The sequence below is a fragment of the Micromonospora sp. NPDC018662 genome, from assembly GCF_044391475.1.
Classification (GTDB): domain Bacteria; phylum Actinomycetota; class Actinomycetes; order Mycobacteriales; family Micromonosporaceae; genus Micromonospora.
Genome location: NZ_JBISAC010000013.1, coordinates 1 through 14,379 on the forward strand (window position 1 = coordinate 1; position 14,379 = coordinate 14,379).

Here is a 14,379-nt window from a genome sequence, read left to right on the forward strand (position 1 = left end):
AGAGCAAGATCGAACCCCCGGCCCCGATCGACAAGGACCTCTACGACCTCCCCCCGGAGGAGTGGGGCGACGTCAAGCAGGTCCCCGGCTCGCTGTCGCACGCGCTGGAGGCGCTGGCGGACGACCACGACTACCTGCTCGACGGCGGGGTCTTCACCGACGACCTGATCTCCACCTGGATCGACTGGAAGAACGCCAACGAGGTCGACCCGGTCCGCCTGCGGCCCACCCCGCACGAGTTCGCGATGTACTTCGACTGCTGACGCCGTACCCGTTCGTCACCGACCCCGCGTGCCAGCCCGCGCGGGGTCGGTGGAAACGGCATCCGGGAGGCTGCCGGCCTCGTACCGTCGAGACATGGCGCAGCCCCGCGACGACCGGCCCGGCACGGCGGTACGGCCGCGACCGACCGACGCGCCGGCGACCGCCGACCCGCTCACGGTCGGGGTGGAGGAGGAGTTCCTGCTGCTGGACCCGGTGACCGGGGAGAGCATGCCGGTCGCCGACCGGGTCCGCGACGCGCTCTCCGGGGTCGCCCGCGAGCAGAGCCGGCAGGAGTTCCGGCACAGCATGGTGGAGATGGTGACCCCGGTCAGCCCGGACCTCGCGTCGCTGCGGGAGCACCTGGTCGCGCTGCGCCGGGCCGCCGCCCGCGCCGCCGACGCGGTCGGGGCGCGGCTGGTGGCGGTCGGGGCCACTCCGGTCTGCGAGGCCCACCGCACCGTGCCCGACGAGGCGCGCTACCACGACATGTCCCGTCGGTTCGGGCCGGTGGCGCACGACCCGGCGGTCTGCGGCTGTCACATCCACGTCGGGGTGCCCGACCGGGAACTCGCCGTGCGGGTGTGCAACTACCTGCGCCCGTGGCTGCCGGTGGTGCAGGCGCTCACCACCAACTCGCCGCTGCACGACGGGCGGGACACCGGGCACGCGAGCTGGCGCTCGATGCAGCTGGAACGCTGGCCGAGCATCGGGCCCACGCCGCACTTCGACTCCGCCGCCGACTACGACGCCACCGTGCGGGAGCTGATCACCGCCGGCATCATGCTCGACGCCGCGATGGTCTACTGGTACGCCCGACCGTCCGCGTCCTACCCGACGGTGGAGGTCCGGGTCGGCGACGTCTGCCCCACCGTCGACGACACCGTGCTCGTCGCCGGGCTGGTCCGAGCCCTGGTCGCCACCATGATCGACGAAATCCGCGCGGGCGTCCCCGCCCCGCGGATCCGCGACTGCCTGGTCGCCGCCGCGCACTGGCGGGCCGCCCACGACGGTCTGGACGGTGAGCTGGTGGACCTGCGCACCGGCCGGCCCCGGCCGGCCTGGGACCTGGTCGACGAACTGCTCGTCACCGTGGCGCCCGCACTGACCCGGCACGGCGACCGCGAACTGGTCCTGCGGGAGGCGGAGCGGCTCCGCCGGGACGGCACCGGCGCCACCCGGCAACGGCGGATCATGGCCGACACCGACGGTGACGTCCGTGCCGTGCTGGACCACCTGGCCGCGCAGACCACCCCGGCCTGACCGGCGCCGCCCGTGACCTCAGCGCAGCCCGGCGAACAGGTCGTCCTCCGGCGTCGGCGCGCCGGAGGTGTCGCGGACCCGGACGAACGTCTCCATCCCCATCAGCTCGGTGAACCGCTCCTGCCCCAGGCGCAGGAAGAAGATGTTCTCCGCCTGGCTGGCGTGCGCGGCCAGCGAGGCGAACTTCTGCCCGCCGTGGGCACTCGTGTCCACCCAGGTGGTGATCTCGTCGTCGGGCAGGCCCAGCGGCGGCATCTCGTCGGCCGCCTCCGGCTCCGGGAACTCCACCCCGATCTCCTGCATGACCTTGCCGAACTGCCGGAACGCGCTGCGCGGCACCGTGGTCCAGTAGACCTTCGCCGGGATGCCGGTGCGCTCCACCGCCGCCATGGTGATGCGGTGCGCCTGGATGTGGTCGGGGTGGCCGTAGAAGCCGTTCTCGTCGTAGGTGACCACCACGTCGGGGCGGTAGCGCCGGATCAGCTCGGCCAGCCGGTCGGCCGCCTCGGCCACCGGCGTGTTCCAGAACGCGCCGGGCGCGTCGTTGGTGGCCCAGCCCATCATCCCGGAGTCGGCATAGTCGAGCGTCTCCAGGTGGGTGACCTTCAACGCCTCGCAACTGGCCGCCAGCTCCGCCCGGCGCATCGCCACCACGGCCTGCGGGTCGTGCCCGTCATCGCCCGGCTTGACGCCGTCGGGGCCGTCGCCGCACCGGCCGTCCGTGCAGGTCACGAGCACCGTCGTGACGCCTTCGGCCGCATAGCGGGCGAGCACGCCGCCGGTGCTGGTCGCTTCGTCGTCGGGGTGCGCGTGCACCGCCATCAGGGTCAGGGATCGCTCAGCCACCCCGTCACCATACGAGCATCCACCGACGCACTAGCATTGCCCGGTCCGCAGACGGCGACGGAAGCGAGGCACGATGGGTTGGCTCCGGCGGTTGCTGGGTGGCGGCGGTGGCGTCGCACTGGACCCCGAACGCCAGCAGGCGCTGCTGCGGGACGTCCGGCACTCCTACGGCGCGCACGCCCGGATCCGGTTCCCCGACCAGATCGACGCGATCGGCCGGCTGCTCGCCGACGACGACGGCCTGGTGGTGGCCGCCGGGATCGTGTGCGAGGCCGCCGAGGAGGCCCACGCCGACCTGCAGTTGCAGGCCCAGGAGGTGTTCCGGCGCACCGGCCGGCGACTGCTGGTGCATCGCCGCAACTACCGGCCCCTGTGGAAGGAGGCCGGGCAGTGGCTGCGCTGGCCGCTCGGCGCGCTGCCCAGCGGGCTGCACCCGTACGCGCAGGTGGCCGCCGCCGTCACGGTGGTCGGCGGCCGGGCGAAGCGCCTCGACCAGGTGACCGACCCACAGCCGTTCGTGACCCGCCTGTTCGAGGTGCTCGACCTCACCACCACCGGCTGGGAGTTCGGTCGGGTGCGGGTGGACACCGACAGCGCCACGCTGGTCGAGCGACTCACCGGCACCGCCGCGCAGGTGCTCGCCACCATGGACGACCCGCCCCGGCTGCCACCGCCGGTGCGGGAGATGATGCGCCGCAACCACAGCATCGACGTGTACGACCCGGCCGGCCCCCGGGTGGTCGGCCGGATCAACCTGGGCGCGCGGCTGCGGGAGACGCTGCTGGCCTGACCGCCGACGCTCGGTCGCCGCGCGCCACCTTCCTTGCGCGCGGCGACCGAGGCGGCCCGGCACGGCGCTCCGGCCGGGAGCACCCCGTGCCGATGCCGCCTCCCGTGCCGGGCGGACCCGGTCAGGCCCTACCGCACGCCTGGTCGTTGAGCGTGAACGCGGTCGGTGCGGTGTTGCTCCCGGACTGGCTGGCGATGAATCCGAACGTCGCGGTGCCGCCCGGGGCGATGCTTCCGTTGTAGGCGACGTTCGTGGCGGTGACCTGCGCGCCGCTCTGGGCGTAGGTGGCGCCCCAGGCCTGGTTGAGCTGCTGTCCGTTGGCGAACGACCAGCGCAGGGTCCACCCGTTGACCGGCGTGGTCCCGGTGTTGCGAATCGTCACGTCACCCTGGAATCCGCTCGGCCACTGGCTCGTGATCGCGTAGGTGACCTGGCAGGCGCCGGTCGGCGGCGGGGTGCTGGTGGTCGGCGTGGGGGTGGGGGTCGGGCTCGGGCCGGTCGGCGTGGGCGTGGGGGTGCCGGAGCCGCCGCTGACCCGGTAGACCACGGTGCCGTGGCCGGGCACGCTGGCCGAGATGCCGCCGGAGGTGGTGCTGACCGCGTCGGTCCACGCGTCGCGGAGCGTGAACGAGCCGCCCGACAGCCCGATCGCGGACGCGGTGGTGCTGATCGTGGTCGCGGCCGAGCCCTGGTTGAACAGGGCGACCGCGACGTCGCCGTTCGCCAGCCGCTTGGCGAGCACCCTCCGGGTGCCGTCGAACGACACCTGACCCGCCTGCCGGGCGAGGGGGTCCTGGCTGATGCCGATGAGGTTCGCGTTCTTCAGGATCGTCTGCGTGGCCGCGGTCATGGTGCGCAGGTCGTTGCCGGCGATCAACGGCGACGCCATCACCGCCCACAGCGCGAAGTGGCTGCGCATCTCCGTGTCGGTCATCCCACCCCGGCCGACCTCCAACATGTCCATGTCGTTGAACGCCCCCGGCTTCGCCCGCCCGGCCAGGGGCACCGTCACGTCCACGATGTTCTGGATGCCCATCGGGTAGCCGTTGGTCTGCCCGGAGTTCCACGTGTTCGTGATGTCCTCCGTGGTCCGCCACATGTTCGCCACGTCCCCCCAGTCCCGCTGCGGACCGGTCTTGGAGTGGACGCTGTTGGAGTTGATGCTGTAGACGATCGGCCGACCCGTCGCCGCCAGCGCGTCGCGCATCAGGTTGAACACCCGCACCTGATCGTCGATCGTCCCGCTCGGCGAACACCAGTCGTACTTCAGGTAGTCCACCCCCCACGCCGCGAACTGACGCGCGTCCTGCGCCTCGTGCCCCTGCGCGCCCGTCGACCCCGGATAGCTGTTGAAGTACTGCGCACACGTCTTCGTCAACGGACCCTGGTAGATCCCGAACTTCAACCCCCGGGCGTGGATGTAGTCACCCAGCGCCTTCATCCCCGACGGGAACCGGCTCGGATCGCCCTGGAGGTTCCCCGCCGAGTCCCGGTTCGGGTTCATCCAGCAGTCGTCGACCACCACGTACTGGTAGCCGGCGTCCCGCATCCCGGAACTGACCATCGCGTCCGCCATCTGCCGGATCAACGTCTCGTTGATGTTGCAGCCGAACGTGTTCCAACTGTTCCAGCCCATCGGCGGGGTGCGGGCCGCGCCGTTCTCGAGCGCCATCGCCTCCGTCGTGCGCAGCACTGTCGTGGCCCCGGTGACGGCGAGCAGTCCCGCCGCCATCGCGGTGAGGACCCGGTGCCGGCGAGCAACCTGTCTCATGATCTTCGATTCCTTCCACGAAGGTGGTAGCGGTTCGTCGTGCCTGAGGGGACGAGCGGCAGGTCAGGTCGTCGTGCAGGTGAGGTTCGTCGGTGGGTTGTTGGCGCCGGTGACCGCGCCGATGAAGCCGAACGTGGTGGAGGCCCCGGCCGCCAGCGCGCCGTTGTAGTCGACGTTGCGCACCGTCACGTTCGCCCCGCTCTGGGTGTGCGAGCCGCCCCAGATCTGGCTGATGACCTGCCCGTTGGGAAACGTCCAGGACACCGTCCAGCCGCGGATCGCGGTCGCGCCGTCCCCATCATGGTCTGGTTGATCAGGTCCTGCGCCGAGGTCCACTGGTCGGCGAAGACCCGGCGCCGGATCTCGGCCAGGTTCGCCGCGCCCCGGGTGTTGGCGGAGTCGTACGGGCCACCGGCCCAGACGGTGTCCTCGTTGAGCTGGAGCCGTTCGGTGTCGACGTTGCCGAACACCATCGCGCCGAGCCGCCCGTTGCCGATGGGCAGCGCGCGCAGCCAGTCGGTGCCGGCCTCCTCGTCGTACCACAGCGCCAGGTCGTTCGCGGCGAGCACCTCAGGTGGCGCCACCGAGCCGGCGCGGGCGGCGGCGGTCCAGGCGGCCGGCGCCAGCGCGGCGCCGGCGCCCGCCGCCGAAGCCTTGAGGATGTTTCTTCGGGTCACTTCGGACATGATCTCTCCCAGTCACGCGGATCAGCGGTGACGAATGAGTGTTAGCGCTAACACAAATCGCTGCAGGCCATGACGCCCACTGTCTCGATGCGCACGTCGGAGCTCCCCTGCCGAGTGCTACATCAGCCCATATGGACTTTCATGGATGAGAGTTCGATCGTCAAGAAGTGACGAGCAGGTTTTGCGAACGTTGCCATCTCGGATCCGGCGGGCCGAGCGGGGCGCCGGCGCGACCGGCCGGCCCACCCGGGTCACGTGCACGACCCGCTGCGGCGCCACGTCCAGCAGCGCGCCGAGCGTGTCTCGGGTGGCGGCGACGTCGACGAGCTGGCTCAACGGGTGCGCCGCCAGGCCGGCCGCGTGCACCGTCAGCCACACCCGCATCAGCACCCGGCCGAACTCGACCTCGCCGGCCGCGTCCAGGTCGGGCGGGGCCACCAGCGCCAGCACCGCGCCGCCGCGCGCGAGCGGATCGTCGCCGGCGGCGAGCAGCCGGGCCAGCCCCAGCGGGCGCAGCACCGGGTAGGCGGCCAGCGCCGCCCGCAGCCCGGCGGCGGCCGGCCGGGACAACCCGAGGCAACGGTCGCTGAGCCCGTCGACCCGGTAGTCCGGCCGCGCCGGGTCCAGCCGCAGCCACCGGCGCAGTTCGGCCACCACCGCCGGGTCCGCGTACACCTGCCGGTCGGCGGCGCGCAGCAGCGCGCCGAGACGCCCGGCCGCCGGCACGACGCGCACCGCGCCCCCGGCCCGGCCGGCGACATCGTCGACGGCGGCGAGCACGTCGGCGTCCGGGCCGCCGGTGAACCGGCCCCGGTCGGTACGCCGGTCCCACACCTCCGAGGTGCGGAACGGCGTGCGGTACGGCTGCCGCGCCGGGCGCAGCCGCCCCACCCGGTGGTCGGACGCGTCGTGGTCGGCGACCCAGTCCAGCCGCAATCCGGCGTCGGCGGCGACGATCAGGCAGGTCTCCACGAACGCGCCCAGCGACAGCCGTAGGTCCCGTCCGGTCGGGTCGCCGGCCGGCAGCGCGTCCGCCGGGTCCCAGCCGACCGTGATCGCCCAGCGCTCGTAGCGCAGTCGCCACGGCTGGGTGTTGTGCGCGCTCGGCGCGCGCCAGCACAACGGCTCCAACGCGCGGAACGCGGCGAGGTCCATGTCAACGCTCCTTCGCGTAGAACGTGTACCCGTGCAGCGGGCGGCCGCCGAGCCGCCGGTACTGCGCCGCCGACGCCGGGTTGTCCCGCCCGACGTAGGTGCTGCGCAGCGTCGTGTAGCCGCCGGCGTGCAGGTTGTGGTGCAGGTGCGCGGAGAGCAGCCGCTGGTAGCCGCGCCCCTGGAACTCCGGCCGCACGCCCTTGACGATCAGCACCGCCTCGCGACGGTACCGGCGGCGGGTGGCCAGCAGCCGGAGCTGGTTGACCGGACCCAGGTCGCCGCGCGCCGCGACCAGGAACGCGCTGATGTCCGGTACGCAGAGCACGAACGCCACCGGCCGCCCGTCCCGGGTCAGGTACAGCAGCAGCGCGGAGTCCAGCAGGTACGCCAACCCGTCGGTCTGCCGGCGCAACTGCGCCGCCGAGATCGGTGTGTAGTAGCCGAGCTGGGCGAACGAGTCGTTCAGCATGCCGCGCAGCAGGTCGAGCTGCTCGTCGAGCCGCCGCGCGTTCCCCCGGTGCAGCTCCAGCCGCGCGCCGTCCGGCTGTCCGCCCAGCGTCGGCGCCGGTTCCCCGGGCGCGGGCACCGGGCAGATCCAGGTGTCGGAGACGAACCGGCGGGCGAACCCGTACGCCTCGTAGGCGGCCGGGTAGCGCGGCGGGTTCCAGGCGCTGTCCACGAAGCCCCGGTCGTCGAACCCGGCGGTGATCACGCCGCCGGCCTGGTTGGGCAGCAGCGCCACCGGGCCGAACAGCAGGTCCCGGTCGGCGCCGGCGTGCGCGGTGATGGCGTCGAACAGCGGCCCGGCGGCGGGCGCGGTGAACTCGGTGAGCCCGAACAACTGGCACCGGCGGCCCAGCTTCGCGTCGAGGTCCGCGTCGGTGTGCAGCGTGGTGCGGGCGACCACCGTGCCGTCGGCGTCGCGCAGCACGTACAGCGGCACGCCGTCGGCCCACCAGCGGCGGATCTGCTGCCGGGGCGTCGGCACGTACCGCGGCTCGTCCGCGTACAGCCGGTCGGTGAGCGCGAGGAACTCGGCCAGGCCGCGCCGGCCGGTGACCCGCTCGAACCGGTGGCCGCTCACCGCCGTACCGCCGGTCCGGTGGTCTCCGCGCCCAGCGGGGTGAACGTGTCGATGTGGCCCATCGCGCCGTCCTCGGCCCGCCACGCGCCGTTGGAGTAGCCGTCCGGCGAGGCGGTGTAGAGCCGGATGAACCCGGCGGTCGCGTTGCGCCCGCCGTCCGTCAGCCAGGCCATCAGCCGGCGGTGGTGCCGGGTCCGCGCGAAGCGCAGCATCGCGTCCCGGTCGGTGAAGAACGCGATCGTGCCCAACGTCAGCGGGAACTGCCAGTAGACGGTGTGCCAGCAGTAGCCGGACATCCGGCGCATGTCGCGCACCATCCGGAACCAGTCGGGGGCCAACCGCAGCAGCACCAGCGGGCTGGCGTAGCGGGTGCCGCCGATGAACATCGCGCCGGCGCGGGCCTGCGCCGGGGCGCGGGAGAAGTCTCGGGTACGCATGGTCACCTCACCAGGTAGGCGTTCTTGATCTTCTGCGGGCCGGCGAACGGGCCGGTTCCCGGTTCGTGCAGCTCCACCCGTAGGTCACCGGCGGACGGGTCCTCCATCAGGGACTGCGCGAAGTCACGCGACACCGAGGTGAGGTGTCGGCGTACCCCGTCGCGGCAGGCGGTGGCGAGCGCCGCGCGGTCGGCGGCGGCCAGCGGGCCGCGCAGCTCGACGTGGATCACCGGCCGGGTCTCCAGCGCCGCGTCCTCGACCAGCGCCAGGCAGAACCGGCTGATCGCGGCGGCGTGCGGGTTGCCGGTGTAGAGGCCGTACTCGACGTCCTGCGGGTAGAGGTTCGCGCCCAGGTAGGAGATCGTGGAGTCGCGCCGGCCGAACAGCAGCAGCACCGGCAGCGTCATCCGTTCCTCGGCCGTCGCGGTGCGGAACTCGGCGGCGCGCACCGGGTCGGCCGCCGCCAGTTCGGCGATCCGCCGGTACGGCACCAGCAGCGCCTCGTCGCCGACGTTGTAGCGCAGCCGGGGCTGGAGCACGTCCGGCCCGGCCACCGTGCAGACCAGCTCCCGCCGCTCGTTGGTCTCCAGGTAGGTCGCGAACGGGTTGTACTGGAACACCATCGGCAGCCGCTGCTCGCCGTCGCCGAGCAGGTCCGCCCGCAGGCCCGGGTCGGTGCGCAGCCGCCGCCGCAGCCACACCGTGAACCGGGTCTCCGCGCCGATGCCGATGGTCAGGTCCGACGCCCCGTACGCCGAACGCACCCGCACGAACCGCTGCTCCAGGTAGTCCCGCAGCGCCTCGGTCATCCCCTCCCCGCCGCAACTGCCGAAGATCCGGTAGCGCGACCACGGGAAGTCCTCGGCGTCCAGCCGGTCCCGCAGGTGCTTGAGGAACGGCGGGTACGCGGTGACCAGGTAGTCGTGCTCCGGACCGAACTCGCGCAGCGTGTCGACGATCTTGCCGAGGTCCGGTCCGGTGTTCTTCACCACCGCGATCCGGGCCATCGCCGCGCCGGTCGTGGTCCCGGTCGCCCAGGCCCCCATCGAGTACGCGTTGATCACGAACGGTCGGCGCATCGGGAAGACCAGCCCGGTGTAGCCGGCGATGTCCCGGTGCACCGCCCGCAGCTCCCGCTCGCCGCGCGGCCAGTTGAACGGCCGCCCCGACGACCCGGCCGACTCGTCGACCACCACGCCCCGCTCCGGCAGCCGCCCGTCCCAGCACCGCGCGGCGGCGTCGTGGCCCACCACGTACCCGAGCTTGTCGGTCTCCGGGAAGTCCCGCAGCCGGCGGCGGGCGCCCGCCGGACGGGCCCGCAGGAACGCCCGGTAGGCCGGCACCCGGCGGGCCGCCCGCACGCAGGCCGACCGCGCGTTCGCCGCGGCCAGCCGGTCGAGCGCCGGGTGGTGCCGCCGGGCCAGCCACCGCCAGCCGGCCGGGTGCCGGCCGACCAGCCGGACCAGCGCGGCCACCGCGCGGCCGGCGGCCTCCCCCGGCAACGGCGTCTCGACGGTACGCAGGGCAGCGGGTCGGTGCAGTGTCTCGGCCATGCCAAGGATCCTGCCGACGCTGCCGCGCCGACACCTGAGCCACGGGACGGGATTCGTGCTGAGTACGCGTACCCAGCGGTGCCTACGGGGTCAGCGACGCGCCGCCGGACCTGGGCCGGCACGGGGCAGGTCGGGGCCTAACCTTGGGGGAAACCGGGCCGATGGCCGGCCCGGACGGGGAGATCGCGATGACCGAGGGTGGCCGCCGGCCGGGACCGGCCGGGACCGGCGGCGACGACACGTGGCTGACGAGCGTGGCCCGCGAGGCGAGCGCCGACGCCGCCGGCGTACCGGTGGAGCTGCTCGGCGACTATCTACCGCTCCTGCGGGACGCGGCGGTCACCGGCCGCCGGCCGCGCCGCGGCGAACTCGACGCGGTGGAGGCCCTCGGCCGGCGGGCCGCCGAGCAGGGCGTGTCGGCCGGCCGGGTCGTCCAGCTCTACCTGTCCGCGGCGCGCCGGCTGTGGCAACAGCTTCCGCACCTCGACCGGTCCACCGACAGCGAGACGGTGCGCGCCACCGCGGAGGCCGTCCTGCACGTGGTGGACGCCGCCGTCGCCACCCTCGCCGAGGGCTACGCGGCGGCCCGCCGGGACCTGGTACGCCGTGAGGAGTCGCTGCGCCGGGACCTCGTCGACGACCTGCTGCGGGGCGACTCCGACCTCGGCGGCCTGGTGGAGCGGGCCGAGCCGTTCGGGCTGGACCTCGCCCGGGTGCACCAGGTCGCGCTCGCCGCACCGGGCCGGCGACTGCCGGACACCGGCGCGGCGATCAGCACGCTCGAACGTGTCATCTTCGACCGGCTGGGCGACCGGGACGTGCTGGTGGCCACGAAGGAGGGGCTGCTCGTGGTGATCGCGCCGGCCGACGCGGTGTCGCCCGGCCGCGGCCCCGCCGGCGGTGAGCCGGCCGGGGAACTGGGCCGGCTGATGCACGGCGAGCTGGACCGGCTGGTGCGGGGCCGCCCGTGGCAGGTGGCCGTGGGCCGGCCGCATCCGGGGCTCTACGGCATCGCCCGCTCCTACGAGGAGGCCCGGGAGGCGTTGACCACGGCCCGACGGCTGCGCGCCGACACACCGGTGATCGACGCCCACGACCTGCTCATCTACCGCGTCCTGCTGCGGGACCAACCGGCGATGGTGGATCTCGTGCGGGCTGTGCTCACCCCGCTGGGCCAGGCCCGGGGCGGTGCCGGTCCGCTGCTGGACACGCTGACCGAATACTTCGCCTGCGGTGAGGTCGCCACCGAGGCGGCCGGCCGCCTGCACGTGTCCGTACGCACCGTCACCTACCGGCTGGGCCGAGTGCGCGCGTTGAGCGGCTACGACCCCGCCGACCCCCGGGACCGGTTCACCCTGCACGCCGCCGTGCTCGGGGCGCGGGCGCTGGACTGGCCCCGCCGGCCGCTGCCCGCCTAGGCGTCAGGCCGGGACGACCGCCAGCTCCGGGAACCCGAGCAGGTTCGCCAGGGCCGACGCCTCGTCGCGGGTGAGGGCCAGGTTGACAGTGCCGTCGGGGTCGGCCGGGTCGTCGTGGACGACGTCGCGCCGGCCACCGAGTCGATACACGACGACGCCGATCCGACGCCCCTGTTCGGTGGTCATGGTGTGCCGTACCCCGATGCCGGGCAGGACGGTGCGTTCGATGATCACGAGGACTCCCCAGGGACGGCGGCCGAGCCGCCCGGGAGCGGGCGGACACTACGGCGACGCGGTGGACGGGTGGACGTGGACCGTGGTGGTGGGCGGCGCCCGGTCGGCCGACCAGGCGGGGACATCGCCCGGCACGGCCCGCGCCGACCGCACGCGCGGCCGGTGGATGCCGTGGTGGCGCTGGTCGATGCCCATGCGCCAACCGTAGCGTCCGCCGGTCGCCGCCCCCGGCTCCGTCCCGCGCGCCGCCCCGGGCCGGGAAAAGCGTTGTGGAGCAGCGGGATCGGCGCCGGACGCGGCGGACCGGACGCATACTCCTCGCCGGCCACCGGCAAACAGGCACCCACTTGTTGGTCGGCCGCTGGCAGTGCCGGTCCTCCCCGCGCCGACGACGATGGAGGTCCGACCCGCCTCGGGCGGGCCCCGCCGACGATGCGGCGACGCCGCCTCGACGTCGTCGAGCGCGACCCCGGAACCCGGCCCGCCGCACCCGCCCCGACGCCCGGGCGGCCAGGCCGTCATCACCTCACCGAAAGGACCACCCGGCCATGACGCACACCCTCGACGACCGCACCCGAACGCTGCGCGAACTGCTGGAACGGCAGTCCGCGGACTACACCGCCCAGCTCGGGGAGCTGACCGGGCAGCACCGCCAGCCCGGGCACGGCGGTCACGACCCGGACACCCTGCGCCGGCTGATCGAGGCCGCCGAGCAGGGCGCCGCGGACACCGCCCAGGCGCTGACGCGGATGGCCGAGGGCAGGTACGGCGTCTGTGAGCGCTGCGGTCAGGACATCCCGACGGCCCGCCTGGAGATCCGGCCCGCGGCCCGCTTCTGCGTGCCGTGCCAGCGGCCCCGCTGACCCGGCCCACCGCGCGGACGGCACGTCCGGCCGACCACGCTGAGTCACCATGGCGACAGTCCCCTGGCGTGCCATCAGTGGCCCGGTGACACTTCGGCCATGACAGACGGCGAGCGGGAGCGTCCGAACGAGCGCTTCGAGAAGGTGGCCGAGGAGACCTCGGAGACCGTGACCCACGCGGCCACGGTGCTGGAGGAGGAACTCGCGGCGGGGCTGGCCGGCGCGCGGCGGCTCGAGGAGAAGCTGAGCGAGAGCCGCCGGGTGGACCCGGAGGCGTTCGACGAGCTGGTCGCGCGCGTCCGCACCGACGGGCACGCCCTGATCGACACCGTGGTCGGGCAACTGAAGATGGCCGACGACCAGCGCGGTGAGGTGATCCGCCGCTACACCTCGGACGCGCACGACGCGCTCGACACCGTACTCAATCTCGCGCGGCTGGCGCCGGACGTGGCCAACGGGCTCGCGGACCGGCTGACGTCACCGGGCCCGACCGGCCCGAACCGGTAGCGGCGCGATGGCGCCGACCACCGGGGTGGCCGGCGGGCACGTGGACCGCATGCTGGCGCGCTATCGCGGGCTCGCCCTCGACGCGCTCCTCGACGACCTGCCCGCCGGCGGGCCGCGCTACCTCTACGACCTGGTCGCGGAGTATCCCCGGCGGTGGGGCAAGGGGCTGCGCGCGGCGCTGTGCCTCGCCACCTGCCGGGCGTTCGGCGGCGCCGAGGCGGTGGGGCTCAACGCCGCGGTGACCGTCGAGCTGTTCCACAACGCGTTCCTCATCCACGACGACATCCAGGACGCCAGTGAGCAGCGGCGCGGCGGGCCGACCCTGCACGCCGAGTACGGCGTCGGCGTGGCGCTCAACGTCGGCAACATGACGAACCTGCTGGCGTTGCAGCGGCTCGCCGCGAACCGGGTGGCGCTCGGCTCCGGGATCTCGTGGCGGCTGTTCGCCGAGACCGAACTCATGCTGCGCCACTCGCTGGAGGGGCAGGCGATCGAGGTCGGCTGGATCCGCGACAACGTGTGCGACCTGGACGCCGACGACTACTACCGGATGTGCCTGAAGAAGACGTCCTGGTACACCTGCATCTACCCGTGCCGCACCGGCGTCCTGGTCGCCACCGGCCGGGAGAACGCGGTCGACGTCCTGGACCGCTACGGCTGGTATCTGGGTGCCGCGTTCCAGATCCAGGACGACGCGCTCAACCTCACCGGCGACTACGCCCACTATGGCAAGGAGATCGCCGGCGACCTGTGGGAGGGCAAGCGGACGCTCGTCCTCATCGACTTCATGCGGCGGTGCACGCCGGACGAACACGCTCGGCTGCTCCGGTTCCTGGGCCGGACCCGGGCGGGGCGTACCGCGTCGGAGGTGCGCTGGCTGCACGGGCGGCTGCTCGCGTACGACTGCGTGGAGTCCGCGCGGCGCAGCGCCCGGGAACTGGCCGAGGCGGCCCGGCGCGAAGGCGAACGGGCGCTGGGCGCGGCGGCCGACACCGAGGACGGTCGTTTCCTGCTCGATCTGACGGACTACGTCGTGGAACGCGACCGCTAGCGGGCCGCCGTGACGCCGGCACCGGGCCGGTCAGTCCTCGACCCAGCCGCACTGGCGTGCCAGGGCGACCAGCGCCCGCCGGGCCTGGAGGATCTGCTCGCCGGTCATGGTCGGCACGTTCGACAGCAGGAGCTCGGCGACCGAGGCCTCGAACTGGACGACCGTCAGGACGTCGAACTCGTCGTCCTCCATCGGCGACGAACCGGCGCCGGCCGGCACGACGGAACTCGCTCCGCTCAGCGACACCGGCGGCGGGTCCAGGGTCACGCGCGCGACCTTGAGGCCACGATCGGACTGCACGACCTCGTAGCTCACCTTCATGCCGACCGCCACGGAGTGCCGCTGGTCGCCGAAGTCGTTCGCGTGCACGAAGACGTCGTCGCCGCCGCGCACCGGCGCGATGAACCCGTAACCCCGGACGTCGTCGAACCGGACGATCGTGCCCTTCTCCATGCCCACC

General features: G+C 73.5%; 16 protein-coding genes and 2 pseudogenes. 7 read left to right on the forward strand and 11 right to left on the reverse strand.

The genetic code is table 11. The features are described 5' to 3' along the window. Positions 1-263: pseudogene (locus ACH495_RS27620) on the forward strand (type I glutamate--ammonia ligase); the annotation flags it as partial. Positions 264-357: 94 nt separating this feature from the next. After that, on the forward strand, positions 358-1,524 hold the full coding sequence (locus ACH495_RS27625; protein WP_396860631.1) for a glutamate--cysteine ligase: 1,167 nt from the start codon (positions 358-360) through the stop codon (positions 1,522-1,524). 18 nt (positions 1,525-1,542) lie between these two features. Here the strand turns inward: ACH495_RS27625 and ACH495_RS27630 are convergent, their stop codons facing one another. Beyond that, positions 1,543-2,370 (reverse strand): PIG-L family deacetylase, encoded by an 828-nt coding sequence (locus ACH495_RS27630; protein ID WP_396860632.1) that lies wholly within the window; start codon positions 2,368-2,370, stop codon positions 1,543-1,545. Between the two features lie 73 nt (positions 2,371-2,443). On the opposite strand from ACH495_RS27630, the gene ACH495_RS27635 reads away from it, so the two are divergent. Then, positions 2,444-3,160 carry a hypothetical protein gene (locus ACH495_RS27635; protein WP_396860633.1) on the forward strand — a complete coding sequence of 239 codons (717 nt, stop codon included), beginning with the start codon at positions 2,444-2,446 and terminating at the stop codon, positions 3,158-3,160. A gap of 121 nt (positions 3,161-3,281) precedes the next feature. On the opposite strand, the gene ACH495_RS27640 is transcribed toward ACH495_RS27635, so the two are convergent. The 7 genes and pseudogenes from ACH495_RS27640 to ACH495_RS27670 form a co-directional block, all read right to left on the reverse strand. Beyond that, complete coding sequence (locus ACH495_RS27640; RefSeq protein ID WP_396860634.1) at positions 3,282-4,931, reverse strand: cellulose binding domain-containing protein; 1,650 nt, start codon at positions 4,929-4,931, stop codon at positions 3,282-3,284. A 63-nt stretch (positions 4,932-4,994) separates the two neighbouring features. Next, positions 4,995-5,267 (reverse strand): cellulose binding domain-containing protein, encoded by a 273-nt coding sequence (locus ACH495_RS27645; protein WP_396860635.1) that lies wholly within the window; start codon positions 5,265-5,267, stop codon positions 4,995-4,997. Continuing rightward, positions 5,222-5,617: pseudogene (locus ACH495_RS27650) on the reverse strand (glycoside hydrolase N-terminal domain-containing protein); the annotation flags it as partial. The pseudogene ACH495_RS27650 and the gene ACH495_RS27645, both read right to left, overlap by 46 nt. Positions 5,618-5,734: 117 nt before the next feature. Further along, positions 5,735-6,772: a nitroreductase gene (locus ACH495_RS27655; protein WP_396860636.1), complete on the reverse strand. Its 1,038-nt coding sequence runs from the start codon at positions 6,770-6,772 to the stop codon at positions 5,735-5,737. A gap of 1 nt (position 6,773) precedes the next feature. Continuing rightward, entirely contained in the window at positions 6,774-7,856 is a 1,083-nt protein-coding gene (locus ACH495_RS27660; protein WP_396860637.1) for a GNAT family N-acetyltransferase, read from the reverse strand. After that, complete coding sequence (locus ACH495_RS27665; protein ID WP_396860638.1) at positions 7,853-8,293, reverse strand: DUF4188 domain-containing protein; 441 nt, start codon at positions 8,291-8,293, stop codon at positions 7,853-7,855. The genes ACH495_RS27660 and ACH495_RS27665 overlap by 4 nt, the downstream gene beginning before the upstream one ends. A 2-nt stretch (positions 8,294-8,295) precedes the next feature. Continuing rightward, positions 8,296-9,846, reverse strand: a complete 1,551-nt coding sequence (locus tag ACH495_RS27670) for a phenylacetate--CoA ligase family protein (protein ID WP_396860639.1) — start codon at positions 9,844-9,846, stop codon at positions 8,296-8,298. Between the two features lie 188 nt (positions 9,847-10,034). Here ACH495_RS27670 and ACH495_RS27675 point away from each other — a divergent pair, with 188 nt between their 5' ends. Continuing rightward, complete coding sequence (locus ACH495_RS27675; RefSeq protein WP_396860640.1) at positions 10,035-11,264, forward strand: PucR family transcriptional regulator; 1,230 nt, start codon at positions 10,035-10,037, stop codon at positions 11,262-11,264. A 3-nt stretch (positions 11,265-11,267) separates the two neighbouring features. Here ACH495_RS27675 and ACH495_RS27680 read toward each other — a convergent pair whose 3' ends face one another. Both ACH495_RS27680 and ACH495_RS27685 read right to left on the reverse strand, forming a co-directional pair. Further along, positions 11,268-11,498 (reverse strand): potassium transporter TrkA, encoded by a 231-nt coding sequence (locus tag ACH495_RS27680; RefSeq protein ID WP_396860641.1) that lies wholly within the window; start codon positions 11,496-11,498, stop codon positions 11,268-11,270. 48 nt (positions 11,499-11,546) lie between these two features. Further along, entirely contained in the window at positions 11,547-11,693 is a 147-nt protein-coding gene (locus tag ACH495_RS27685; protein WP_396860642.1) for a hypothetical protein, read from the reverse strand. 353 nt (positions 11,694-12,046) lie between these two features. Here ACH495_RS27685 and ACH495_RS27690 point away from each other — a divergent pair, with 353 nt between their 5' ends. From ACH495_RS27690 to ACH495_RS27700, 3 genes are all read left to right on the forward strand, one after another. Next, positions 12,047-12,361, forward strand: coding sequence for a TraR/DksA family transcriptional regulator (locus ACH495_RS27690; RefSeq protein WP_396860643.1), 315 nt, complete (start codon positions 12,047-12,049; stop codon positions 12,359-12,361). Between the two features lie 99 nt (positions 12,362-12,460). Then, positions 12,461-12,868, forward strand: coding sequence for a hypothetical protein (locus ACH495_RS27695; RefSeq protein ID WP_396860644.1), 408 nt, complete (start codon positions 12,461-12,463; stop codon positions 12,866-12,868). A gap of 7 nt (positions 12,869-12,875) precedes the next feature. Beyond that, the gene (locus ACH495_RS27700; protein WP_396860645.1) at positions 12,876-13,919 is read left to right on the forward strand and encodes a polyprenyl synthetase family protein; all 1,044 of its coding nucleotides are present in this window, start codon (positions 12,876-12,878) and stop codon (positions 13,917-13,919) included. Positions 13,920-13,949: 30 nt separating this feature from the next. Here ACH495_RS27700 and ACH495_RS27705 read toward each other — a convergent pair whose 3' ends face one another. Further along, the gene (locus tag ACH495_RS27705) at positions 13,950-14,372 is read right to left on the reverse strand and encodes a cold-shock protein (RefSeq protein WP_396860775.1); all 423 of its coding nucleotides are present in this window, start codon (positions 14,370-14,372) and stop codon (positions 13,950-13,952) included. Positions 14,373-14,379: the final 7 nt, after the last annotated feature.